The 23,691-nt window shown below is 42.0% G+C and carries 21 protein-coding genes; 4 read left to right on the forward strand and 17 right to left on the reverse strand.

The genetic code is table 11. The features are described from left to right. Positions 1-211: 211 nt before the first annotated feature. Entirely contained in the window at positions 212-481 is a 270-nt protein-coding gene (locus CLV60_RS33575; protein ID WP_106599774.1) for a helix-turn-helix domain-containing protein, read from the reverse strand. Between the two features lie 106 nt (positions 482-587). Beyond that, the gene (locus CLV60_RS33580; RefSeq protein ID WP_106599775.1) at positions 588-1,346 is read right to left on the reverse strand and encodes a hypothetical protein; all 759 of its coding nucleotides are present in this window, start codon (positions 1,344-1,346) and stop codon (positions 588-590) included. Positions 1,347-2,061: 715 nt separating this feature from the next. On the opposite strand from CLV60_RS33580, the gene CLV60_RS33585 reads away from it, so the two are divergent. Together CLV60_RS33585 and CLV60_RS33590 are read left to right on the forward strand one after the other, a co-directional pair. After that, a complete protein-coding gene (locus CLV60_RS33585; RefSeq protein ID WP_106599776.1) occupies positions 2,062-3,057 on the forward strand; it encodes a gliding motility protein GldB-related protein in 996 nt (331 codons plus the stop codon). A 570-nt stretch (positions 3,058-3,627) separates the two neighbouring features. Further along, positions 3,628-4,878 (forward strand): DUF4932 domain-containing protein, encoded by a 1,251-nt coding sequence (locus tag CLV60_RS33590; RefSeq protein ID WP_170118942.1) that lies wholly within the window; start codon positions 3,628-3,630, stop codon positions 4,876-4,878. Between the two features lie 813 nt (positions 4,879-5,691). On the opposite strand, the gene CLV60_RS33600 is transcribed toward CLV60_RS33590, so the two are convergent. Then, complete coding sequence (locus CLV60_RS33600) at positions 5,692-6,075, reverse strand: hypothetical protein (protein ID WP_106599779.1); 384 nt, start codon at positions 6,073-6,075, stop codon at positions 5,692-5,694. Between the two features lie 268 nt (positions 6,076-6,343). On the opposite strand from CLV60_RS33600, the gene CLV60_RS33605 reads away from it, so the two are divergent. Together CLV60_RS33605 and CLV60_RS33610 are read left to right on the forward strand one after the other, a co-directional pair. Beyond that, positions 6,344-6,949 (forward strand): recombinase family protein, encoded by a 606-nt coding sequence (locus tag CLV60_RS33605; RefSeq protein WP_106599780.1) that lies wholly within the window; start codon positions 6,344-6,346, stop codon positions 6,947-6,949. 392 nt (positions 6,950-7,341) lie between these two features. Further along, positions 7,342-12,633 (forward strand): P-loop domain-containing protein, encoded by a 5,292-nt coding sequence (locus CLV60_RS33610; RefSeq protein ID WP_106599781.1) that lies wholly within the window; start codon positions 7,342-7,344, stop codon positions 12,631-12,633. Positions 12,634-12,820: 187 nt separating this feature from the next. On the opposite strand, the gene CLV60_RS33615 is transcribed toward CLV60_RS33610, so the two are convergent. The 14 genes from CLV60_RS33615 to CLV60_RS34435 all read right to left on the reverse strand — a co-directional run. After that, positions 12,821-13,561 (reverse strand): S41 family peptidase, encoded by a 741-nt coding sequence (locus CLV60_RS33615; protein ID WP_170118943.1) that lies wholly within the window; start codon positions 13,559-13,561, stop codon positions 12,821-12,823. Next, complete coding sequence (locus CLV60_RS33620; RefSeq protein ID WP_106599783.1) at positions 13,527-14,333, reverse strand: hypothetical protein; 807 nt, start codon at positions 14,331-14,333, stop codon at positions 13,527-13,529. Before CLV60_RS33620 ends, CLV60_RS33615 begins: the two co-directional genes overlap by 35 nt. A 235-nt stretch (positions 14,334-14,568) precedes the next feature. Beyond that, the gene (locus CLV60_RS33625) at positions 14,569-15,384 is read right to left on the reverse strand and encodes a DUF4249 domain-containing protein (protein WP_170118944.1); all 816 of its coding nucleotides are present in this window, start codon (positions 15,382-15,384) and stop codon (positions 14,569-14,571) included. Positions 15,385-15,431: 47 nt separating this feature from the next. After that, positions 15,432-17,765 (reverse strand): TonB-dependent receptor, encoded by a 2,334-nt coding sequence (locus tag CLV60_RS33630; protein ID WP_262510586.1) that lies wholly within the window; start codon positions 17,763-17,765, stop codon positions 15,432-15,434. Positions 17,766-17,808: 43 nt separating this feature from the next. After that, entirely contained in the window at positions 17,809-18,294 is a 486-nt protein-coding gene (locus CLV60_RS33635) for a hypothetical protein (RefSeq protein ID WP_146151651.1), read from the reverse strand. A 53-nt stretch (positions 18,295-18,347) separates the two neighbouring features. Beyond that, on the reverse strand, positions 18,348-19,172 hold the full coding sequence (locus CLV60_RS33640; protein WP_146151652.1) for a hypothetical protein: 825 nt from the start codon (positions 19,170-19,172) through the stop codon (positions 18,348-18,350). Between the two features lie 532 nt (positions 19,173-19,704). Then, positions 19,705-20,433 (reverse strand): SOS response-associated peptidase, encoded by a 729-nt coding sequence (locus CLV60_RS33645; RefSeq protein WP_106599787.1) that lies wholly within the window; start codon positions 20,431-20,433, stop codon positions 19,705-19,707. A gap of 15 nt (positions 20,434-20,448) precedes the next feature. After that, entirely contained in the window at positions 20,449-20,925 is a 477-nt protein-coding gene (locus CLV60_RS33650) for a hypothetical protein (protein WP_106599788.1), read from the reverse strand. Continuing rightward, positions 20,919-21,185: a hypothetical protein gene (locus CLV60_RS33655; protein WP_106599789.1), complete on the reverse strand. Its 267-nt coding sequence runs from the start codon at positions 21,183-21,185 to the stop codon at positions 20,919-20,921. The genes CLV60_RS33650 and CLV60_RS33655 overlap by 7 nt, the downstream gene beginning before the upstream one ends. Positions 21,186-21,417: 232 nt before the next feature. Next, the gene (locus CLV60_RS33660) at positions 21,418-21,858 is read right to left on the reverse strand and encodes a hypothetical protein (RefSeq protein ID WP_106599790.1); all 441 of its coding nucleotides are present in this window, start codon (positions 21,856-21,858) and stop codon (positions 21,418-21,420) included. 53 nt (positions 21,859-21,911) lie between these two features. After that, positions 21,912-22,139: a DUF2442 domain-containing protein gene (locus CLV60_RS33665; protein ID WP_106599791.1), complete on the reverse strand. Its 228-nt coding sequence runs from the start codon at positions 22,137-22,139 to the stop codon at positions 21,912-21,914. 24 nt (positions 22,140-22,163) lie between these two features. Then, complete coding sequence (locus CLV60_RS33670) at positions 22,164-22,469, reverse strand: hypothetical protein (RefSeq protein ID WP_106599792.1); 306 nt, start codon at positions 22,467-22,469, stop codon at positions 22,164-22,166. Positions 22,470-22,767: 298 nt separating this feature from the next. Next, entirely contained in the window at positions 22,768-22,983 is a 216-nt protein-coding gene (locus CLV60_RS33680; protein ID WP_106599794.1) for a hypothetical protein, read from the reverse strand. 223 nt (positions 22,984-23,206) lie between these two features. Further along, positions 23,207-23,691: hypothetical protein (locus CLV60_RS34435; RefSeq protein WP_211302314.1), on the reverse strand; the 485-nt coding region annotated here is incomplete at its 5' end.

Consider the following 23,691-nt stretch of genomic DNA (forward strand, 5'->3'; position numbering starts at 1 on the left):
AACTGCTTCTGCAGCTTTTTTCTGCTACCGGCCGCCAGATAATTAGGTGGTCAATTTGCCACGGAATCAGGTGGTCAACTTCTCCGAAATACCCAGCCGTAGTAAAGAAGCGCTGTGTAAAGGCTGATGTGATAAGAGTTCAGCCGGTCATCGGATTTGATGGCTTCAAGTATGGCCATGTCCATGGCAGCACTTGCATCGTTCGACCTTTTCATCGCTTTGAACCATTTTGGTTAAGCATAGCAGCGATGTCGCGCTGACTGTAAAAGAAGCATCCACCGATCTTGGTGAACCGAAGGTGTCCCTGGATGCGAAGGTTCTGCAAGGTGCCCGGCGAGATGCTTAGCATCTTTCTGACCTGGGCGCTTCGAAGCCAGGTGCTCTCCGAGGGCTTCTCGTGCGAAAGGATTGATTTGAGCTCTGCAATGATTTCATTTTTCAGGTTTTGCAGATCCTCCCTGGTGATCATCTCTACATTCATTGTTCTGCAAGTTTATTGTGAAACATCCCGGCATGAAGGCCGCCGGCTGCTTGCAAAAGTGAACGAGAGATGGCTGATTTCAATGACCAAACTTGGCAGCTGGTCATCAGCAGCCTGGCTCCGGACTGGTCAGGATAATTTTAAAGAGCCGTAAATGCTCCGGGACCTCAATTTCTTTGCTTGTCTTTTCTTTCTGGACTGGGAAATAATTGCGGGCTGTTTCGATGGGGATGGGCTTGTGGTCGTGCGTGAAATATTTACTTACCAGCTTGTACCACCCACTCTGTTCCTGAAAGTTGAAAAGCCTGCGCTCGTCAGGAAGCATCAACTCTTGTAGTTGATGGATGAGGTGAACGAAAGTGGGCAGGTGCTTGTCGCGAATATCGATCTTGGTCTTTGTCTCGTAACGACGAAGTACTTCTAGTTCATCTTGGAGCTTGATTATTTGCTCTTTAAGTCCGACGATTTCTCTGTTGTTTTCTGCAATAACTACTTCCAGGGTTTGTGAGGAGCTCCACTTGTCGATCGAGTGGAGAAAGGTCTGGAATGTTCTTAGTCGCTCAGTCTGTTGTTTCGCGCGCAGTGCTTTCCGGGAAAATGGATCGATGAGTTTTAGTTGTGCAATCCGCGTTGAAACGATATCAGCAACGTAACTGTGAAAATCACTCTCAATGCCTGAGGCATTTTGAAGGTAGTGGCAAAGATGGAAATCGTAAAAGTCAGAGAAATCGTCTTTTCTGAGCTCGTAAAGCTTTAAAAAGAAATGATTGTCGTGAAAAGAGCTCCTGATGAATGGTGTGCCGATCTCAAATCGATGCGGTTTGAAATTCCAAGGATTACGGATTTTAAAATAGGAGTGCAGCATGGTCTTTTAACCATAAGTTACATATCGCCGTAGAAAAATGCAAGTGGGGTAAGCTATAAAGGCTATCCGTCCGGATGCACGGCCGTTTACTTAGGCGTTACATTCGCTCAAAATCGGGAAAGCTTACATCTGTATGCAGCCAACTTCAAGTACTCCATTGTTTGACGGGTTGTAAGGGCAAATAATCTGACTGCTTTATGAAGGTCAGGGTTCAATCAGGATTTCAGACCTTTAAGTACCACTCAGCAGCCTAAGACATTTTAAATGGCAGAAGAGCAGCGATCGGTCGACTGCTTCCGGGCCAAGCCCAATATCGGTCTACTTTCATATTATACTTCCTTGCCAGTTGCTTTGATTTACATGTGATAGATTCTATCGATGAATGTAAGCAGTTAATTTACCAGGTCATTTTTATGTAATTTTAGTGCCCGTGATGAAATGAACACTTTTATGTGTGAATTTGGAATTGCCTTGCATGCACTGAGATATCTGCACTGGTAGGCATTCTCAAACTGTGCATCTTTGATATCGAGCGCTAGATTGAACTCGATATAGAGTGCTTCTGATTTAATAGGGCTTTGCGTAAAAAGAATGTTAGTTCTTTAAATATGAATATTAATTTTGATTGATATGCGCTCGAAATGGTTAAGTATGCCATTCTTACGTGGGGTACTATTGTCGGCATTCCGAAAAAGTCATAACCAAACCCGTGATCATGAAATCAGAAAATTTAAAAATTATCCTGTCGATTTATTTTTCATATCTTCTTTTTACATCACACCACACTTATGCACAGATTAAGTTGCATACAGAGGACCTTCCCCGATTCTATCAGGCGATGGATAGCGTCATGACTACATCTGACACAGTAAAACAGGCATCATTTGTTCAACATCTGTATGTCGATAAGGCCAGTAAAGGATTAAGAGAATTTATGGAATTGCGGGGTGGCAACACGCAGAAATGGGTAAAAATTATGACCACCGACAGATCCGCTTTATTAGAAAAAAGGCCGTTTATTTTATCTGCTATTGATCAGGAATCCAGGATATTGGAAAAAATCGAAAAGTTTAAAGTTATCTATCCTAATTTTCGGGACGGTGACATCTACTTTTGTGTTGGCATTAATAACTCTGGTGGAACAATCCAAGATAACACTGTTTACATCGGAACAGAAATTGCGGCAAACCAAAGTTCGGACTGGGCTGTTCCACTTGTCCTACACGAATTTGTTCATACTCAGCAATGGGTACAGCGCAATATTAACAATCTTATGAAAGACAAGCAAGCCGCCCAGGCATACATGGCATCTCATAAAAGTCTCTTAAGCCAATGTCTTGTAGAAGGAATGGCCGATTTTGTATCGGAGCTGGTACTAGGTCAGCGCCTGGCCGATCGGTTTCCCGACGGACACAACGCTTTTGGTGAAAAGTATGAAGCAGAAATATGGCAAGAATTCCAAAAAGATATGTATCAAGACATCGGCAACTCGAAAGGATGGCTTTATGCCGAAAAGGAAATTGCTGGAAAGAACTGCCGAGATCTAGGCTACTTTGTCGGTTACAAGATTTGTAAGAGTTTTTACGACAAAGCCAAGGATAAAAAGCAAGCCTTGGCACAAATGATTGAACTAGACCTATCCGATGAAAACGCCAAGGAGTTTTTACTTGTTTCCCAGTACAAACCTGCACAACCGAATGCAGTAAAATAGGCAATGAATCAGTGATCAAGATGTTTCAGGCCCACCTCACTCGCAAAGTATAGAGGCCTAAAATCTTTGTACGGATTTCCTACCGTTACTTATAATCTTGCCTCTTCTGATCATCCGGTGGTTTGAGTGCAATTTAGCGATTATAGCAAAAATTGGCTTTCTGCCGCTTGAAGGCAGTTTAAGCTTAGTAAAGATCCGAGCCAGGTTCAAAGCTGACCTTGCCTCCGACTATAAGATCTAACCCTTGCAAATAATCCGTAGGTTAAAGTGTACTCTTTTCTGACTATAATTGGGAGGCATTCCATTAACTAACAAAACAAACAATAGTTATACATTTCACGGAAACGGTTATATTGTTGATCCTTCATTGCTTAAAATCATATTGGCATGCGACTATGCATACTTGTAGTCTCGGTTTTTTGTGCTTTCAATCACGTTTATGCACAGCCTGCGTATACATTCCACAAGGATACACTGAGTAGTCAGGATCGGGCCTTTACGGTGAAATTTTCGACGTCTGACAAGCGGTACACATTATCCGGAGGTACCAGGGATACGATTGACTACGGAATGGACGGCAGGCCCGATGTTTCTATTACCGCATGGATTGGAAAAGATTCGATTACCATAAAAAATTCGTCATTTCCATATTTTCAGGTCCATTATATCCCCATCGTGCTTGCAGGAAAACCCTATACATTTCGCTGGCATTTCAATGACGTTCGTGGCTATTTTACGAAAGATTATGTCAAACAGCACGACGGGAAGGTTCAGATAATCGTCCCGGAGGTGTTTGAACTCGCTAACGTGATTCTTGCACTGTCTCCTGCGGCGAAAAAGGCCACGAATATTCGAAAGGAAGGCGACTACTACAATGAGGTCATGAGGTATTTTGAGCCGTTTCGGAATCATCCACTGTTCAAAAAGTTGGATTTTGAAAGTAACGCTTATATGGAGAGCTATTACGAGTTTCGTGAAAACAGCATTTGTTTTAATTTCGATGGAGACAAGCTTGTCGGATCAGAAAATTACTTTTTTATTTATGGTTCCGATGACTCAACCTATGCCAATTTGTTCGGCAATAACCTTTCAGAAATAGCTGATTTTGCGAAAGCCTCCGGCTTCCGCAGTTTTTACAAAAAGCACATCGGATATTATGAAAAGCTGATCAACAGGGAGCGGGAAATGATGGACGCAGAAGACATGTGGGCTTGGCTCGAAAAAGAGTTTCCCCGCCCAAAATTCAGGTCCTACAAAATCATATTTTCCCCGCTCATACTGGCCAGCCACAGCACTCAGCGCTTCTCTATATGGGATTTTCAAGCGGAGCAGCGCTTTCAGGAATGCGTAATGTTTGTTTCCGGCCCTGATATCTACGACACAAGAAAAGAACTTTCTGAAATGCAGAAATCAGGCTTTATAAGCGGTATTGTATTTACAGAAATTGACCACAATTATGTCAATGAGCGTTCGGGTGATTATCAAGAATCCATAGACAGTATATTTTCACAAAGAGCATTTTGGGTCGATCCCAAACGGGAGGCCGGATATTATGGCTCCCCATTAAGTATATTCAATGAATATATGACCCACGCTTTATTCTGTTTGTACGTATCGGGCCGTTTCGAACCACAAGCGGCCGCCTTTCTAATTGCAGCACGGGAAACACTAATGGTATCTTCTCGGGGTTTTACCAAATTCCCCGCCTTCAACAAAGCACTGGCAAGTTTAAAAGACCAGTATTCATCATCCAACGTTTATGAATTGTATCCAAGAATGCTCGATTGGTGTAGAAAATTTAATGCTCAACCCTCACACTAGTTCGTTTCGGAGCAAAGTGGACCTTTACCTATGCGTACATGCAGCCATTACATATAACGACTAGCACGAAGTATATCGTATCGTGACGACAATATGTAACCGCTTGGATGGCCCTAAAAAATCGGTGGTTTTTCCGTACTGCGGCGACTGCTCGGCTGCGACTCTTATGTGATTGCTAATTTATGTTGATGAACGATCCAGTTGATATACATGATCGAATGGCATGAAGAGCGAGTATGAATTTGAACAGTTTAATTTATGAGCCATAGGGAATCAAGCCTACTGAATTTGCCTGCTTACCTAAATGTACTTGAAATTTGCTTTCTGCGGGGGTGACTATATTGCATCTATGGAGTTTTGACCCAAATCGAGGTCAGATCGATATAATAGCCGAAGCTCGTGCGACTCGCAGGTGTCGTCAAGGCACCGTAACAATCCTTACGTTTGTATGAAATTATGACGTTTGTACGTGGCTTCCGATACTGCGCAGGTAGCGAATCACATGGTACCAGAATGTTTGGGCCGCCGGCAAATGTTGAATCATTAAATTCCCTTGGATCAATACTTAATATATATTCGTCCGGTCCTGTCGTACCATAAGCGGGATTGGTAAAGTTGATTCGAATAACGACCGCTTCTACATTTTTCTGCTCTTTGCCCGCTTTACTTTGGCAGTCGCACGGATTCGGCTGTTTGTCAGGGTCTTTGCATTGAAAATTCAGGAAACAAGCAATCAAGATTAGTGTGAATCGGGCTATCATAACTTCGATCTGGTTGAAAATATAGCTATTTGAAGGAAATTACTGAGGTTCATTAAAGCTTGTTCTTACCGCTAACCTTGGTGATATGGCATTGATCAGCTTTGAAAACAAAGTCTTCCTGGACGACGACTTCATTTCCGCGTTTGCCGATAAACCGAAAATTATCTTGTTGATTTTCTAGCTTGGCCTGGTAATGGTCATCCAGGACGACGTAGTATCCTTGGCGAAAATCGGCATTTCCTTTGATGCGAATCGTATCTGATTTTGATAACCGAATTGTGAACGAATCTGTCAACGGAGCTCCTGGCACGTAAAGCGTCGCGGCCCGAAATTCTTCGGTACAATTCACACCTTGCTGGGGCTGATCGTCCGTGCAGCCAGATAGCAATATTGCGAAGAACGATATAAGACGTACGATGGAAGTTGGCGTACCCATGATGCTGTTGGTGTAGTAAATGTTTCTTAGACAGAATTGGCGGTCTAACCGTTGCAATCGCGGAAATATCTTCGAGCATCTAACCATGAAATAGATTTTGTCTATGTCATTGATGAGTCAAATCATTCGGTCGTTTTTATGTACTCCGGCACTCTTATCGACGGGGCCATTTTTCATATGAGAAATAGGCTCAAAAGAGTTCAATATAGTGGTACATGAAATCTAATTACAGTATATTGCGGCCATAGGGGTTAAAATGTAATTTAAGATGATTTTTGGTTACGTAAGGGTTTCTAAGAATGAGCAGAACCAAGACTTGCAATTCGATGCCCTTCGGAAAGCGGGGTGCGAGAAGATTTTTCATGAAAAGGTTTCGGGTGCATCGAAGGAACGGCCCGAGTATGCGAAGATGATCTCGGAGCTTCGGAAGGGTGACGTTCTGGTTGTTTGGAGGATTGATCGTCTTGGCCGTGCCACTTACGAGCTGATCAAGCTGATGGTGGAATGGAAAGATATGGGCGTGGATTTTCGGAGCATCTCAGAAGGGATTGACACTTCAACCAAGATGGGGCGTCTATGGTATATGCTTAGTTCTGTGTTTGCAGAGAATGAGAGGGAGATCCTTATGGAGCGGACTATCGCCGGTCTGGAAGCAGCTCGGGCAAGGGGTAGGGTAGGGGGGCGCCCGAAAGGACTTACAAAAAAGTCTAAGGAACTGGCCAGCCTCGCAGCCATATTATATCAAAGCAAAAAATACACGACTAAGCAAATCTGTGAGCAGCTTAAAATCGGAAGTAAGGCTACCCTTTACAATTATCTTCGGCATGAGGGGATTCCAATTGAAGGTTGGTTTCGGGGATCAAAACGAGAATAACTGACAATATGTTATTTAACAGTTAGTAAAACAGTAACCTGGTTCTGACCGGTTTCAACTTCGGGCGCGCTTCAACTCTTTCCTTTCATGTTGCCAATGGTTGATTCTACACTAGCACTTGAGTCAGGATGGAGAGCACTAATGTGGGCGACGTGAGTTACTGTTAGTCTCGTCAGTTGAAAAGCAGCTACAATACGATGTTTATTTGGCGCAACGAGAAGCAGAAGATTCTTGTCTAAGATTCTAATAAGTTGTTCACCAAAACTATTTTAAGCGAGTAGAATTGATGCAAGCTGGCTCTTTGCGAATACAGCTGTGGTATCAGATGTTAGCACTGCAACTTTTATAAAGTATATTTTCTAGACCGTTAAACGTATACCCTTCAAATTTACATGATTCATACTAATTGGAAGAAAGTTAAAGCTTCACTTAAGGAAAATTTTATAAATATCGATTTTACAGGTTACAGTACATTCGATACTGTGGACTTTGACAAGGTGCTCGATCTAACTCAATACATACTCGCAAAAAAATTAATCGACCATGATGAGACAGTAAGCGTTATTGAAGCAATCAATTCCTATGCGGAAGGCATACAAAACAAGGATGTGCTCGAAAAACTAGTATCAAAATTCGAGCCATTTTGCAAAAAACTACATGTGATAATTGGCACTGTATTTGTCCCTTCAAAGCCGGGGGCGACCCCTGCGCTTGGCTGGTGCTTCAATCAACTCTTTGCCAAACAAGTTCCGCCAATTCCGAAATCTAAGACCGACGAGTTTTTTGATACAAGTACAACCGGTACGATTCAATCGCCCTCACACGATGCAACATACTTTCGCACTGGCTTTTTGACAGATGGAACGCCGCATGGAGAACATCTTCACAGGACCTATCATTTGCGAAATTCCAATATTCACAATGATAAACCACTAATAACCAGGCAGTTGACGGAAATGTTGGTTTCCTCCATAAATTCATATTTGTACGTTGTTTCCAAGTACTACAATGAACTTACCACGGCAGTACCAGATGCCGATTTGATTGTTAGTGAGGAATTAGTGGTGAAGAATCTAGCTTCGCTTAGTGGTGGTGCGTACAATCCCATAATTATCAACCAAGTGTTGCGGGATGGAGTGATCCACACTATTGAGAATAAGCTTGCCAATAATCAACTGTTATTTTTAGATGGAGCGAATGGTATAGGAAAAACAACAATAATTAAGCAGTTTATAGAAAAACATCCGAATAATTGTTTTAGTTATTTTATAGATGGGAATGATAAAAACACGTATTCGATTAGAAGCATTTTACGAGATCTAAGTAATCAGCTCCATTTCCACAATAGTGGTCAAGAGTTAAATGAGGATCGTGGGCCGGAAGACGTCTTTGATGAGACCACACTTCATTCATATTTCCACTCGACTCGAATAAAGAATAGGGGAAATCAATCATGGTATATTATCCTTGATGGACTTAGTGAGATACCTGAAGAAAGTATCGTTGAAATTAAGGAGCAAATTATTGACTTGTTACCAACAAGTCAAAATAATATAAAAATTATTTTGACGGGAAGCTTTCCTAGGCACATTTACTGGACGAGATTCAAACATGAGATTTGGGAAATTCCTCTGTTATCTTATGAGGAATCGAAAAAGATATTTGGAACCCAGGTGACAGAAAGCCAATTTGCGGAAATTAATAAAATTTGTGGAAATAATGCTGGCAAGATAGTGTTCATAAGGGACTTAATGTCAAGCTCAGGAATTTCTGCCGATATAATTATTAGTAAGATAGTTGCAAATATTGAGGATTTGTATAGCTATATCTGGAATTCGTATGTTAACTCAAATGATAATATTCAGGGTCTTGTTCTCGCAATTATAGCTTTCGAGGGAAAAAAGTATTCAATAGAAAAAATTTCCAAGATTCTTTCCTCATATGAAAAGCCAATTTCAGAGGAGAAGCTAATTGAAATGATTGGGGCAGTCCCTTTTATTCGGAGAAATTCGAGAAACACGTATGAATTTATATTTGAAGGATTTACCAGTTTCGCGAGGAAGAAACTCGCACGGTTCAAGAAAACTATTGACACTGTATTGATTGAATATTTACTTAAAAACTTTGGATCCAAGGAATCGCTAACCAATTTGCCAGAGCATTATCTGGAATCGGGGCAAGTTGACGAATTAATCAAACTGCTTGGTGCGGACACGTGGAAGGAACTTCTACAGGCTAGCGAGAGCATAAGCGATGTAAGTCGTGTATCGACAATGGCATTGCAGGCAGTTCATGAGCAAGCAAGTAACAAAAATATCCCTACTGTTCTTAAATATTCAGTTCTGAAGTCATCCCTTCGTGAGCTTAGCCGGATCTCCATATGGCAGCATGAAATTGCGGCAAATTTGAGCCTTGGAGATGAGTTGAATGCACTCAATTTAGCCCATCTTGCATTTCTTAAAGAAGATCGGTTGAAGATATTTGCATCTATTGCGAAGACTCATGTCCAAAAACAGAAAGAAATTCCTTCAGTAATACAGCGAACAATTCGTGAATTATTTGATGAGATTGATTTTAATACACTTGGGACTTCGTCACTTGATCTGGCATCTCTTTTGATGTATTCAAACCCAAAGCTGGCGTTTAGATTGATTGAGCAATTGTCTGGCGCCATTAATGACGATGACAATGCGTTTGATTGGGCGCTTGCACAAATATCTTTAAATGCGTATGTGAATAACGAGTACACCGAAGATGTGTCTAAGGAGGATGTGAACTCGAAGGTTTATTCTAAAATACGTAATCCAAAAATAAAGGAATTTGCAGATGCAATCGTATATCTTACGGAGAACAAAAAGTACGACGAGATAATTGTAAAGATTAATGACGCGGAGAGTACGGCTCAAAGGCTTTTTATTATTAGAAATTGGATTAGCAACAACTCCACAGATGATAGTGTTGCGGATATAATAGAGCTTGGTATTAGTACCGTGGTCAGCAAAAGTGATCACTATATCCCTAAGGCAAGTGATTTCAAAAGCTTCGCCCAGCCCCTTCCTCATATCAAAGATAAATATAAAGCGCTCGGGCTGGTTGAAACAATAGAAAAATATATTGTTTCAATGGAATCGACCTCTAGCACGTTGGACCTTGTTCAAATCCGATTGCTAATCGCTGAGTGTATTTGTAATTTCGATTTTAGTGCTGGTGAGAAGAAATTTCTTGATGCATATAATGACATCGGCAAAATAGTTGATCGTTCGACTAAGTCTGCATGCTTAGCAACATTCTGTCAGTCGGCAAAGCGAATTAAATCGGTTTATCCGGAAAGCGATGTTGACGTTTATTCAGACTTAGCTCGGGAAGAGATCGAGCTTGGAATTGATAACGTTTTGGAGAAGACTGCATTGCACTTTGAAATTGTTCGAAGTATTTTAATTCAAATTGTCGCTATATATCCTGATACCGCGATCCGCATATCTGAGAAGCTAAATAAATCAATTGATCGAGATAATGCTTATCTAGAGTCGCTTTCGAGTTATCTCAATCAACCCTTCATTTCGATTGATTTTGATTGGGTCTTTAAATTTTATTCCCGTATTGCGGATCTAGATATACAAAGGCTTGCTCTGGTCGACATCGTCTCATCCTTATCTAACCGCGATGCGAACATCGATGATTTGGGGAATTATCATTTCTTTTTTGAACAGATTGACGAGATGATCAGTATTGAGTCAAAATGTAATTTGTACGTTGATCTGATTTCGATTTTTGCAAAGGATGGCAGGAGCTATGATGAGATTTCGAAGAAGTTGTCTGACACATGGTGCGAGCTTGAGTCTAGTGCTAACAAAATCGAGCTTGGATTTGAACTGGCATATCGTGCGTCTTTCCTTGACAAAAAGGACTTAGCGAGAAAATTTTTGGATCTTGCGCGAGGCGAGAAAGATAAACCAGATTTGCTACTTGATTCGCCAAACACTGCCAATGTCTTCTTTCAGACCGTGGAGTTAGCAATTAGGGTCTCTGCCGGACTTGTGAGTCGCCAGATTTTCACAGATAAGGACTTGGAGAGCCTTGACGTGATCATAAGTTCTCTACCGTCAGATAATCAGCAGATTGAGTTGTGGTCAACTTTTGTACTTAGGGTTGTGTCGCGCACGGACGATATTTTACCAAAAAAAGTAATAAATACATTTATTTTACCAAAGTTGGCGAAGATTAAGAATCGCGCGGAGAGAATAGAAATTATTATTCAAAATTCCCCTGTTTTGTATCTTGCGGATCCAGGGCTAAGACATTTAGAAGAAATACCCTACCTCAAATTAAAGGACGTTGCGCTTTCGCGAATTTGTAAATACCTTTTGTCAAAATGCCTTCCAAATGATCTTTGTGAAGATAATGGAGATGGTTTTGTGATCAATTTTGAAACGCTCAAGAAAGTTCTCGGTGTAATCAAGCTCATGTCTACAGACTACTTCATCGCATATGAAGTTGCTCGGGTAAGGCGGTCCGTATTATCTCCAAAGACATTAATTAGTTCCCAGCAGTCAATCGAGGTTAAGAGGCTTATTGAAGAAATAGCAAGCGACAATTTGCCGGATGTAAACAACATCAAGCATGGTGGATATCAATTGTTGCTGAGATCGTATGCACTTTCGATTCAAAAACAACCGCGCAAGGAAGAATGGATGGATTTACTTTCGTTGGTTGAGAAAATTCCGAATTTGGCGGACCGTATCTTTTTGTGGATTGAGATATCCGCTTTACTTCCAAGTAAGACTGAGTTTGATACGTTGCGACTTGAATTGACTGAACAATCTATTACGCAGTCATATAATTTGCCATCATTCCTCGATACGGTTGGAAGGCTATCTATGGTTTTTACTGGCCTAATCAGGAGGAAGATAAATGGATTAAGTCTAAAGGAATTAATTACTGAATTCGTCAATGTTCAAAGGAAACGTGAAATGACTCCTAAGCTGCGGCATCAATATAGAGACATTTTGGATGCCGCATATTCCACTGACCCCGGGGTTGCGAAGGTTTTTATAAATCTATTTGATGATGATCCGGCGAGGAGAAATACTGGTTCATATCTTGGTGGATACATGAAGTTTCTTGATTTCCAAGCAAAGCTTACTCAGGGCTTGACTGAACGGACGGATGAAAAATTAATATTAGAGGCGGATCCAACATATTTCCATCAATTGATTGACAAACGATTGGCGAGATTAAACGCGTCTAGAATTGGCGACGATGAGCTCTTCCCCAAAGATTTATTGTACCAGTTAAATATAGCGTCAACAAGCAATCTGGCGGACAGTTTTAATATTTACTCGTATTTTATCGAACGAATGGTGTTGAAATATGAGAATACTAGCGAAGCAGAGAAGCTAATTAGAAAGTCTTTCTCTGAGCTTTTGGAAGTTTGTAGCTTGGTAAAGCTGTTATCTATAAGAAACGCGGATAAAATTAAAAGTCTTTTTGATATTTTATCTTCTGAACAGGATCTGCGCGTTGATGAAACTGAGGGTAGCGTTCCTAGCGTGTTAAGCAGTGAAACTTACGATCATGTTGTTAAATTAAATCGCAGGGACTTTTCGCCACATGAGATTTCCAGTATGTTGAGAATTGAAATTAGTGAGGTGCATAAGATACTGGATTCAATCGATGATATTTAATACTCCATTTATTTTCAAATATTGGCTATTGTGACGAGTTTGCAGTATTCTACTTTCTTCATAGCGGCGAAGTTGCACAAAATCAAGAAAATCCACTTTTGTTCTGATAACGATTACTATGTTAAGTGACGAAAACATGAGAGAGATTCGGTTCAAAACCTACACCTGGCCATTTCAGGCAACATCGTCAATAGCCATTTTTCCAGGCTTTCGCCAGGCGCATAGCTTCCTTCTCATCGCAGACCAAATCTGGCCGCACCGGTCCTGAGTGGATTTGTTTTTGCCGGGCAAAACAAACAGGATTGGTAAGTGAGATCATACGGCTGTCCGAAAGGAAGAAGTTGGTTTTTCCGGTGGGCACGCCGTATGTGGCCGCCCCAAATGTACGTACCTGCGGAAGGCCTTTGAGCGATAAGAGGATCATTTCGCCTGAGCTGGCCGTGTATTGACCTGAGAGTACGGCAATGGGTTGATTTGCAATTCCGGGGCGTTGATAGCGGGATAGGCTGCCAAGCCTAGCCTTCTTTCTGCCTTGTTGACAATATATGCCGTTTTTATAGCGGACCGTGTGGCCCTTTTTGCCATGGCGGTCCACAAAACCGATCAAATGTGCAGCGTCTATCAGCGGCGCTAGGCCAGTCAAGAAGGGAATATATATCCCGCCTTCTATTTCACGCAAGTCGATGACGTTGTCTTTGATGAAAGCAAATGCCCGTTCGAAATAAGCGCTGGCGACAGGACTGGGCTGGTCAGTTGACGTGCCTAATTTAGATGCTGCTGAAATAGCCGACCTAGAAGAATTAAGCCTGTTCTTACCGAAATCCAGATATGCAGGGACGTCGGTAAGAATGGCTTTGCATTGTGAATCTAGTTGTCTTACTCGTCTTGTCTCTCTAGAGTTGTTGAAACCAGTAGCTGTACCCTCCAATTCTCGTAAAATTCACGAATAACTCTACTTTCTTCGGTCCATCAACGTTGTAAACCCAGTCGATATTTGCGGTAGTATAATTGAGGTACACATGATTAGTGACCATACCTGCGGGGGCTGGGGAGATCCTATCCAATTGCGGGATACTTTGCCAGGTGGAAAATAGGCCGCCGTTCTTAATCCTAACATAAAAGTCAGCCCTATCGTTAATGTAATTAGTCGGTGCATTTAAGGTAAAATGCATCCGCTCAGGCCAGTCTTCAGACATGTGGCTGGTAGAATACGGACCGTCGTCTGTTGTTCGTGCTGACGGATGATTGCTTGGCATTACTGTAACGTAATAACCAGCTATACCCTTTTGCAGATTCTTCGACACAATCTCGGTTATAATGTCTGACTTGAATGTAGTTGGCGCGGGCGCATCGGACGTTTCGGGAGAATTGCTCTGTTGATTGTTGATTGTCGATTTCTTACCGTCAGCTGGTACAATTTCGTATTTTACGCTGGTCAGGTAGTTGTTTAGTACTTCGTTGGAAAGGGATGCAAATCGCATGGTTATACTGTTTTTTCCTGATTTGTCATGGATCACTACATCCTTTTTGAAGTATGAAACGCCCATTTCTTTTTCTAGAAGCGAGATTTCACTTTGAAATGGCTCTTCTCTTTCGGGACTTTTGTCAACCGATGGAGATGATACGTCGGGCGTGCTACATCCAATAAATGACGCAACGCAGAAGAACAGTGCTGAGGACAGCAAGGTAAACTTTTTCATAATAATAAAGTTTGGAGATTTAAAAAATGAACAAATACTTGAGACACGCTAGATTGATTTTGATAGGCAGTACGAGTCAAGCCAAGCCATTTATAGCTCGGTAGCATTTCAACGAAATCATTTTTTAGTGAGACCTATGCGAGCCGTTGGCAGGATAGATCTTTGGGTGCATACTTGATGGTTATCTTAGGTGCCAGAGATGGGTTACAAGGCTACTCTTTTGTTTGTATTATTATTATTTTATGCTGACCGTCTTTTTGTTGGAATTGTACGCTGCAAAGTACCCGGTTCCGTTTCTGATATTTGAGTAAATAGGGACCGATTCTTTAAAATTCGGTAGGTTGTCTGATGTATTGGCAAGCCAGGTCTGATATTCACGGAACGATTTATAGAATTTAAAGAATGTGTCATCAACATTTGCCACCGTCACGGTCAATACAACCCTTTCGCTGGTAGCGTCATAAGCCGAATTAACAATTCCACTTTCTGAGTTACGCCCGGATGCCTGTTTGTCAGATGGAAAGTAAAAGCTGTTGTCCGGAATATCAATCGAGGTGATCAACGGGAAAATCCCAATTGATGAACGAATTTCACCTTCTACTTCAGCCCAAACGTTATAGAACTTGTAAGAGCCGGGGTTCTCCCAATTGACTGAGAATAGATAATCTTTTCCAACGCGGGTTCCTTTTACGGACACATCATTCGGCTTTGGAGGAATAACCGCTGTCGCATAGGCTGTCAACTGCTCTGGTGCAATCACTTCTAGTGAAAGAATCGTACCCGGCTCCGAATTGCGGAACAGATTTTCTGCCTCATATCTTTTGGAGGATTGATTATACGATAAATTAACGTGCTTACTTCCATTTGATACTTTTACCGTTGCGTCGCGAATTCGTGCAGAATCAGATTTAATAACTGATCCTACCTTTTGTCCTTTGTATACATAAACGGCGATCAATGAATCCTGGGGAGACACAAAACTGCTGATCGCTAATAGCCTTTCCGGTGGAATATCTTCGACCTGAACGCCAGTGTCGCATCCGCAGAGCATAAGAGCGCTGATTGTGGTCCAAAGAGATATGTGCGGTACTCGCATCATTAAAATTTGAAATTATAGGTAATTGATGGAATTACCGGGAATAAAGACTTTTTTACAAGTTCAGTTCTTTGCCCCTTCTCTGCAAAATCATTGCGTGTCTTTAAGTAATAGTAAAACGGATTCTTTCGCGAATACGCATTGTATAAACCAAATTCCCACGATCGCTCACCCCATCGTTTTTTCTTTAAAAGTTGCACGCTTAGGTCTAGCCTGTGGTATGCTTCAGCCCTGAAGCTGTTACGACTCCCTAGATAGTCAATCGTATTGATGACCCCTCCAGTTGGGTTCGCGGAAAAGTCGTAGTTGATAAATGAATAGCTTAGCGGAGCCGATATTGAGTTTCCTGTGGCATACAGCCAATTAGCTGATAGCCTCACTTTTTCACTTATTTTGTAACTTCCGACAATCGAAATGTCATGTCTGCGATCGTATCGCGGAAAAAAACGTTTACCGTTGTTGAGATCGTCAAATTGATGAATCGTCCACGACAATGTATATCCTATCCATCCAGTAAGTTTACCTGTGTTTTTCTGTAATAGGAATTCAGTGCCGTATGCCCAACCTTTTCCGTTCGTGACATTATCTTTCCATTTAAGTTCTTGTACGCCGTCCGAAATAGCTAGAAATGAGGCCCCCTCACGGTATGCTATGATGTTTCGTAACCACTTTCTAAATGATTCTACCGTGAACACTAATCCATTCTTTGGAAATTTCCGGCTGATTCCAGCGGTAATTTGATCAGCTTGTTGAGGCGGAGTTTGCCTGGTGGTCGGCACCCACAAGTCGGTAGACAATCCAATACCTGTGTTGGATAGAAGATGAATGAATTGATTACCACGAGAGTAGGAGGCTGATATGCTCCATTTCTCCGCTAGCAGGTAATTTAGTGTTAATCTCGGTTCAAAAAACAGATAATTTTTTCCATCAGATTTTAAACCAGTAAGCCTTATGCCACCATTGAAGTCAAACTGATTTGATATCTTAAAGGCATCTTCGACGTATATCGAATACTCGGTACTTACATACTTTTCCGTGTTTTCTTCTGAGCTTTTCTGAGATAAGTCTTCGAATGCATATATTCTTGGCTTAAACCTATGGCGTATAAATTGAAATCCGGACTTTATTGTGTGAAAATTATTTGGGTAGTAGTCGAAATCGGTTTTAAACCCCCAATCTTGCAGCGACGACCGAAATGAGGTGCTCATGCCTGTGCTTATACTATCGCGTCGCCGATGGAAATCCTCTGTTAAATCAAAATTGAAGTTGGTAAAAAACAATGTGGTATTAGCAAATAGCTTTGTGTTTAACTGATGGTTCCACCGTAGTGTGCCGGTGGCATTTCCCCATATCAACTTTGATTTTGTTTGAACGATTGAAGCAGAGTTGATTGACTCTTCATTATTGACTAATTTGTCGTGACCGAAATAACCACTAAAATATAGGTTGTCTTTCGAACTTAGCTCTACATTACTTTTCGCGTTGATGTCAAAAAAATTATATAGTGTAGCAGTGTTTTTTTGCATAAACGGTTTCGATATCAAATCAAAATAACTTCTCCTGGCTGAAATTAGATATGAAGACTTCCCTTTGCTTATTGGTCCTTCAACCGTAAGTCTAGACGAAAGCAATCCGATCCCGCCTTCTCCGTGAAACTTCTCCTTATTTCCTTCCTTCATTTTTAAATCTATTACGGATGATAGTCGGCCGCCGTACCTTGCAGGAAATCCTCCCTTCCAAAATGAAACATTACCTATAGCGTCGCCATTGAACGTTGAAAAGAGACCGAATAGATGATTAGCGTTATATACCGGAGCTTCGTCGAGCAGGATCAGGTTTTGATCAGGTCCACCACCGCGGACGTACAAGGCGGTAAAGCCTTCGGTCGCTTTTTGGACTCCCGGTAAGAGTTGGAGTGCTTTAATTACATCCTTTTCTCCAAGTAATGCTGGAATTAGTTTAATTTGCTGAATTGGCAGCCTTGTCACGCCTGGTTCCGTCAGTTTTCGATCTTTGATTGTGACTTCGTCTAGATGTGTGACGTTGGTTGGCAGCTCAACAGATAGAAACGTTTCTATCTTCAGATCAACCCGCTTTTCAATTTTTTGGTAACCAACGGAGGAAAACAATATCGTATAGTTCTTGTCCCTTGGCAAACTAAGCGAGTAGAACCCGTATGTGTTGCTAACGGTGTGTTGAGAGTAGCCTTCTACACTAACAACAACGCCCGGCAGTTTTTCAAGACTTCCTTGTTCGCGCACGTAGCCACTAATAGTAGTTACCTGTGCATAGATTGACGTTGTTAAAAAGCAAAGTATGCAACATATTCTGATCATCGTAAATGTGTGAAGTGTGACATTTTTTAGAAAGAAAGCTTCGTCATTTCTTATTGGCAACAAACGAAGCTTTCAAGTCCGGAATACTGTCATTTTCAATCTGAGTTGCATTTAATACATCACCCACAACCTCAATAGTCCATTTGCCGGTTAAAATTTTTCGGTAAAGGGAATACTGCATTTTGTCCTTTGTGTTATCTCCTTCAAGTAGCCCCAACTGATATTGCTTGCGATCGACATCATACAAGTAGGTCAAATAGCCGTCCAAGCCATTTAGGGTAATATCTCCACCACACAACTGGCTGTACTTGCCTTCGTCAGTATACTTGCAGGATGCCCAGCGAAAGCTTCCGGAGTTAAAGTTGAATTTTAACGTGTCTGAAGCCTTTCCAGCCAGCTTGAACGATGAGAAGGACCAGTTAGCTTGAATTTTCGAAAATTCCGCATTGACCATTTTTTCTTCTGCGCTATCTTTTTCACAGGCCATTAAACCGGCGAACATTATAGCTAACGTGAATATTTTTCTCATGTAAAGCGTTCTTTGTTAGTGGATGTATCCAAGGTAGGGCGTATTCTGCATATTTAATAATTTTCGAAGTAATAACTGTAGTCGGTATACCCGTTATGATCTACTACCAATTGATGTTTTTTCGGGCCGTCAATATCGTAGACAACGTCAACGCCGGGAAACACGCCGCCTGGATAGGTTAGGAAGAAGTCATTCGGCAATTGTCCGCCTGGGCCGTTGAGTATGTTGTGTAAGGTAGGTGGCGTGTACCAACTTGCAAAAAGACCGCCGTCTTTGCATTTCAGGAAGTAGTGGATGTTATTGTTAGGCCCATTGTGATTTCTGATGAAGTGTAATTTTTCAGACCAGTCTTCACCGGAAATGTGGTTTGACGTATATGCGTACCCTTCACGGGCAAGGACTTTCGAGCCTGCCTGTGATTTCGATTTTACACTTAGAAAGAAGCCAACTACGCCTGCCTGTAAGTTTCTCGACCGTTCTTCTGTAAATACGGGAAATTTGTTCGTTGCGAGAGATGGATGGTTCGTATTTGCTGAATTCGAAGGGCTAGTATTTTGTGAAGGAACCTGGGGTGACTGGCCTTTGTATACGGGAACTACTTCATATTGCACTTCGTCTAAGTAATTATTTAAGACAGTCTGATCTTCTGAAGCGAATTGTATTGTCACTTGATTTTTTCCATCTTTATCAGAGATAACTATATCTTTTTTAAAATAAGTCTTGCCAGCTTCCTTTTCTAGAAGGGCAATTTCACTTTCAAATTGTTCACTTGAAGGCGTTGTTTTGTTTGAAGTAGATTTGACGTCAGGTTGACTGCACCCGACCGCCAGTGCTGCCACAGCTAGTGACATCACGACGACACGTGTAGAATTGCTCATTGTTTTTTGATTAAATATGAAAGAAGTGAACTTAATATTCTGATAAAATATTATTTCCAATGATTATGACATTGGATGAAATTTCAACAGGGTGCAATAGGATGTGTAGAATTCTTTCTTCGATTTGACTCGAAGCGAGAATACAAAATTCATTCTATTTGATCTTGTGCAGTAACTAACAGGTGCCAGATTGATGTTTTTGCCAGGTGTACAATAAGTTTCGAAGCCAAAATTGAACACAATAGGCAACGCGTAATCGTTGTAATCGAGTCTACAATACTACGTCTATACTAAATTATTTGCGGGTGCTATAAAGGTAGAAGTTATTCAGTGCGTGTACTTAATTTTCTTTCACAAGAATAAGCAATCAAATTCACTTTTTTGTAATTTTCGGTTACTTTTTTTTATTTGTTTGACTTTTCGGTTTTCCGACGATCATTTATTAGTGTTATGATGCATTCATTTAATTATGCTACTCCCATCATTTTATCGTATTCAACCTTTTATTGGGCGATTTAGTCTATGCTGTATACTAAATGTTAAATATTGAAAGCTGGGATTCAGAAGACTTGTCATCTCCGAGCGGTGGCAAATTCTCATACCTCCAAAACTTAAACTTTGGCTTTCCATCAGGCCGCGGCTTTTTATCGCGGATGCTAAAAACAGGGTGACAGTCCAACGCTTCGGCCGGCAGCATATAATCGAATACTACCTGTAAGTCGTCATCGGTCAGATGCTCAGAAACCCAGAAGGATTCCAGCTCCGGCGTAAGATGTAGAGGCATCCGGTGACGGAATTCCCCATCATTATGAATATTCGCCATCAGTTCATTGGCTGTCCGGGTCAGCATCCCAAAGCTTGCACTCTGTCTTTTTTCACCAGCCGGACCGGTCGTTTCGATGATTTGAAAAAGCCCAGGCAGAAACTGCATCTTACGGTCTTTCGGCCAGATGTAGTAGGGGACTTTCTTTGCCCAGCCCTGGATCGCGCGATGCTCATAAGTACCAGTTACTGGTATAAGACACCGGTTCTGGCGGATCCGATGCGCGTAGGAGCGGGTGTCGCCCAGCACGCGCTCAGTTCCCTGCCGGGCGATCACCGGATACTCTGGAAAGGCAAACGAGCTGATGTGGTCATATACAGGTGAATCCTGAATAATCCGTTTGTCCTTGATTTTGGGAAAAACCTCTTTCGTCAGCTCAATATCGCTGTGAAGGGATATGTCGTAACAGAGCTGACGTCGAAGCAAATAGGCAATCACATATAAAAAGGGTGCTTATCTTATCATTTCATACAGGTCAAACTCATGCGCGGGCCCGTTGGCTGTAACCGTGGCTTTGAGCCTGCCGAATTTTAAATCCATCTGGATAACGATCGCATCGTTGGAAGTGACCGGCATATGAGCTTTGATGTAAGATATCATATTCCGCTGGTATAATTTGATCATTTTCTTATTCCAGGACTCTTCCCGGAACGTGCATAGGAAAAGGCTGTATTTGGGATCGTTGATGAGAGCTGTGATCTTTTCAATATCAGCGGAAAGGCTAAGCAGCTTCCCTTCTTTTTCTGAGAGTTGCGCGGCATGCGCTTTGCTTGATTTTTCATCTTTGTAAGGTGTTGCCATAAAGCCAAACCCTACCTTGATTCCCGGCCAGTTGAAGCGTTGCAGCACGATAAAATGGTTGCCGTGCTGGGTGATACGCCGGATCATGGGCAGGTTCAGGATTTCGAAAGGGTTATAAGCGGCTACCATGGCTGGAAATACAGGTTAATGGAAGTTACGGCCGGAAGGAAATATTTCCAATTGCACGGGCTTTTTTCTAACCTGGGTTTTACGGTTAACAGATTGTGAGACATATTCATCTTTTCGTCGGCGCGTGAGAGCGTCATCACATCAGGATCTTCGTCTTTCTGATTGAGCTGACGCAGCAGCGGGGACATATCATAGCAGCGCCTTACGACCACGTGGATCACTTCGCCTTCGATTTGCAGCTTTCCTTCCACCAGGCTCATGAACGAAGCGGCCCAATGATAAAAAAATGGAGACGACCTAAAAGAAAAGCAGGAAAAATGTAAAATTTACCAATTTATAAGTCAGCATAACTTATCTCTATATCTGTAAGGTAAATTCAGCGTAATTCATCGGCAGCGGCCCGACGATTTGGCCGACCAAGAGGCCCGGCGTCCAGGGTCACACCAAACGGGCGTTTATTGCGACCAGAACCATTTCTGATTTTGTCCTGCATCAACTAAACTTAATGAACTCCTGGATGCTCTTCCAAATCATTATTAGTGATATCCCCATGATCATCACATACAAAAATGCCTCGTGGCGGACACGACCCGACCCAGGAAGAGCAGCCGCCCCACTCGTTAAATCCAGCCTGACCTCTATACTATCGGCTTTCATTGTGCTGCGAAAAAACTTGCTCCCACAAGTGAAATCATGTTCTACTCCTTGATATTCAGCATATATGTGATTTGGAAATTTCAATGTCCCCGCACCTCTTTCCCGACGTGTAATTTTCATGTACACCAATTTCCCCCTGCTTCCTATTTTATCCTTTCGGGCGGCATTCCGGTACATCCCAAACGTCAAGAAAATTAATAATAAAGCTAATCCCAGCGACAGCATTAGCCAAAACAACCTGTACTTTTTATAATCTGCTGCTGGTTCTGCGCTCATAAATCAATCACTGCCGATTCAAAAAACAATAGAACTTAAATAACCGTATCGCCTCAGAGCTTCGAGTAGGTGTAAAAACCTTCAAAACTCAAATCTTCATCCAGATCCGGCCAATGGATACCAAAGGGGGATAGCTCAAATTTCTGACGCTCTGCCAGAGAGCCATTGAAGAGTTTAGGAAACCATTTTAGCGGCTGACTCCGCTCTTCTCCAGATGTGGTTTGGATAAAGATGCACTCATCCTGAAACCAAACAGATTTAACGCTAATTTCCTTATCCATGCTCGTCCAATTTTAATCTGATCCTTATCTACGCATATTCTTGCTTTGAGCCACCAGGTATGAAACCAAGACGACCATGTTGACTGGGATATAGCAAGCTACAATCACCATGATCGTTTGATCTTGTAAATTTTCGACTGCGTATCCGAAAGCAATGAAGCACAGCCCTAACAAGCCTAAATAACTCCCGCCAAGTCTGGCTGCTTTCTCTTTATCAATGATTTCACCTCCTTTGGGGACATCGCTCAGCCAACCGACTTGTCTGAAACGCCAGATAGCGATACCCAACAAAATCACCAAAATACCTACCGATGCCAATATCCAGTTCATACCTGTTAATTTAGCGACCAACAAATAAACAAACCCCTGCCCATAGAACTCCGATCACCGACACCATAGCGGTCTTCCACCGCCCAGGCCAGTGCCGGATCGAAAAATAAAGCGCTACTTCCACGGCGAAACCTGCTGCACCTGCCAGCAAAAAATACCGGAACGGCAGCCTATTGGTTGAAATAATTCTCTCCAATGATGAGTAAAACATCGAATACAAAAAGTATCCGATAATCATAAACCGCGACGCGTCCCGTGATAGCTCTTCCTTTTGGGCCTGATCCATGCTCTATACATTTTATTGCTTGAAATACAGCCAAGTCCACATCACCCCGCCTATCAATGCCAGCGCGCCGGCGATCAGCTTGTTGGTGGCCGGCCTGGGCACCTGCCGGATTGGCACTCCATTCTGGAATGCGCCCTTGACCTGCATCAGGTACGGCCAAACATAGGTCAATGCTAAACAACAGTAAGTAACTATTAGTAGGGCATACCAGGCTTTGATATTTCCCATATACGTTCCGGTCTGTATTTCTCAAAGAATGTGCCCCAATTTACATATTCCCCCTTGATCTATGTTATCTCATCTAACATAAACTGAGTTATATGTCGCTGGTAATAAGTATTGTATGTCCTATTTTTTTAGCAGCTGAAGAGATTTGTTTAACACTTCATTACCTCTTTTGAGGTTTAAATTTCCTCACACTCGCAAAAGTAACTGTTAGTATGATTCCAATTTATTTAACTGAACCTTTCTGGGCATCAACTTGGAAAAGCTCACTAAAGATGGCCGCTTTTTGTATAATTGCCTGCCGGTCAAAAACATCATTGGTACCTTTGCGAATTTCTATAAGTCCGAACCACCCAGCAAAATGCTCAACAAAGCGCCATCTGTAGATCAGTGCTGGTTCCAGGTTAAAACCTTCAAACCGTGTTGAGGGAACTGGTTCCTGCAAATGGGGAAATGCCTGAATGACTTTGGAAGCGTAGAAACCTGCCTCTTTTTCTTGGGCTCCATACCGGTGCAGCAGATAAATCGAATACGCCCAGCCGAACTGGCCGATCTGGGCATCGGCGTGATCCAAGTAAGCCCAATTAAATTGCGTGGTATACGTGGGTATTTCGGAGAAGTTGGGCTCTTCTTCACTTTTGATGGTGGGGCTATCTGTTTTTGGCCAGTAACATTTTTGTAAGCAGGTCAATTCCGGCCCTTCCATACATA

It is taken from the genome of Dyadobacter jiangsuensis, assembly GCF_003014695.1.
Lineage (GTDB): Bacteria > Bacteroidota > Bacteroidia > Cytophagales > Spirosomataceae > Dyadobacter > Dyadobacter jiangsuensis.

Bases quoted from the DNA above. Each gene is read 5' to 3' on its own strand.
- CLV60_RS33600 (WP_106599779.1), bottom strand. From the start codon at position 6,075: ATGGGTACGCCAACTTCCATCGTACGTCTTATATCGTTCTTCGCAATA.
- CLV60_RS33650 (WP_106599788.1), bottom strand. From the start codon at position 20,925: ATGGTAGCCGCTTATAACCCTTTCGAAATCCTGAACCTGCCCATGATC.
- CLV60_RS33590 (WP_170118942.1), top strand. From the start codon at position 3,628: ATGGACGGCAGGCCCGATGTTTCTATTACCGCATGGATTGGAAAAGAT.
- CLV60_RS33605 (WP_106599780.1), top strand. From the start codon at position 6,344: ATGATTTTTGGTTACGTAAGGGTTTCTAAGAATGAGCAGAACCAAGAC.
- CLV60_RS33580 (WP_106599775.1), bottom strand. From the start codon at position 1,346: ATGCTGCACTCCTATTTTAAAATCCGTAATCCTTGGAATTTCAAACCG.
- CLV60_RS33630 (WP_262510586.1), bottom strand. From the start codon at position 17,765: ATGATCAGAATATGTTGCATACTTTGCTTTTTAACAACGTCAATCTAT.
- CLV60_RS33585 (WP_106599776.1), top strand. From the start codon at position 2,062: ATGAAATCAGAAAATTTAAAAATTATCCTGTCGATTTATTTTTCATAT.
- CLV60_RS33660 (WP_106599790.1), bottom strand. From the start codon at position 21,858: ATGAGCGCAGAACCAGCAGCAGATTATAAAAAGTACAGGTTGTTTTGG.
- CLV60_RS33635 (WP_146151651.1), bottom strand. From the start codon at position 18,294: ATGAGAAAAATATTCACGTTAGCTATAATGTTCGCCGGTTTAATGGCC.
- CLV60_RS33680 (WP_106599794.1), bottom strand. From the start codon at position 22,983: ATGGGAAATATCAAAGCCTGGTATGCCCTACTAATAGTTACTTACTGT.
- CLV60_RS33670 (WP_106599792.1), bottom strand. From the start codon at position 22,469: ATGAACTGGATATTGGCATCGGTAGGTATTTTGGTGATTTTGTTGGGT.
- CLV60_RS33575 (WP_106599774.1), bottom strand. From the start codon at position 481: ATGAATGTAGAGATGATCACCAGGGAGGATCTGCAAAACCTGAAAAAT.
- CLV60_RS33620 (WP_106599783.1), bottom strand. From the start codon at position 14,333: ATGAAAAAGTTTACCTTGCTGTCCTCAGCACTGTTCTTCTGCGTTGCG.
- CLV60_RS33665 (WP_106599791.1), bottom strand. From the start codon at position 22,139: ATGGATAAGGAAATTAGCGTTAAATCTGTTTGGTTTCAGGATGAGTGC.
- CLV60_RS33655 (WP_106599789.1), bottom strand. From the start codon at position 21,185: ATGAGCCTGGTGGAAGGAAAGCTGCAAATCGAAGGCGAAGTGATCCAC.
- CLV60_RS33625 (WP_170118944.1), bottom strand. From the start codon at position 15,384: ATGCTCTGCGGATGCGACACTGGCGTTCAGGTCGAAGATATTCCACCG.
- CLV60_RS33610 (WP_106599781.1), top strand. From the start codon at position 7,342: ATGATTCATACTAATTGGAAGAAAGTTAAAGCTTCACTTAAGGAAAAT.
- CLV60_RS33640 (WP_146151652.1), bottom strand. From the start codon at position 19,172: ATGAGCAATTCTACACGTGTCGTCGTGATGTCACTAGCTGTGGCAGCA.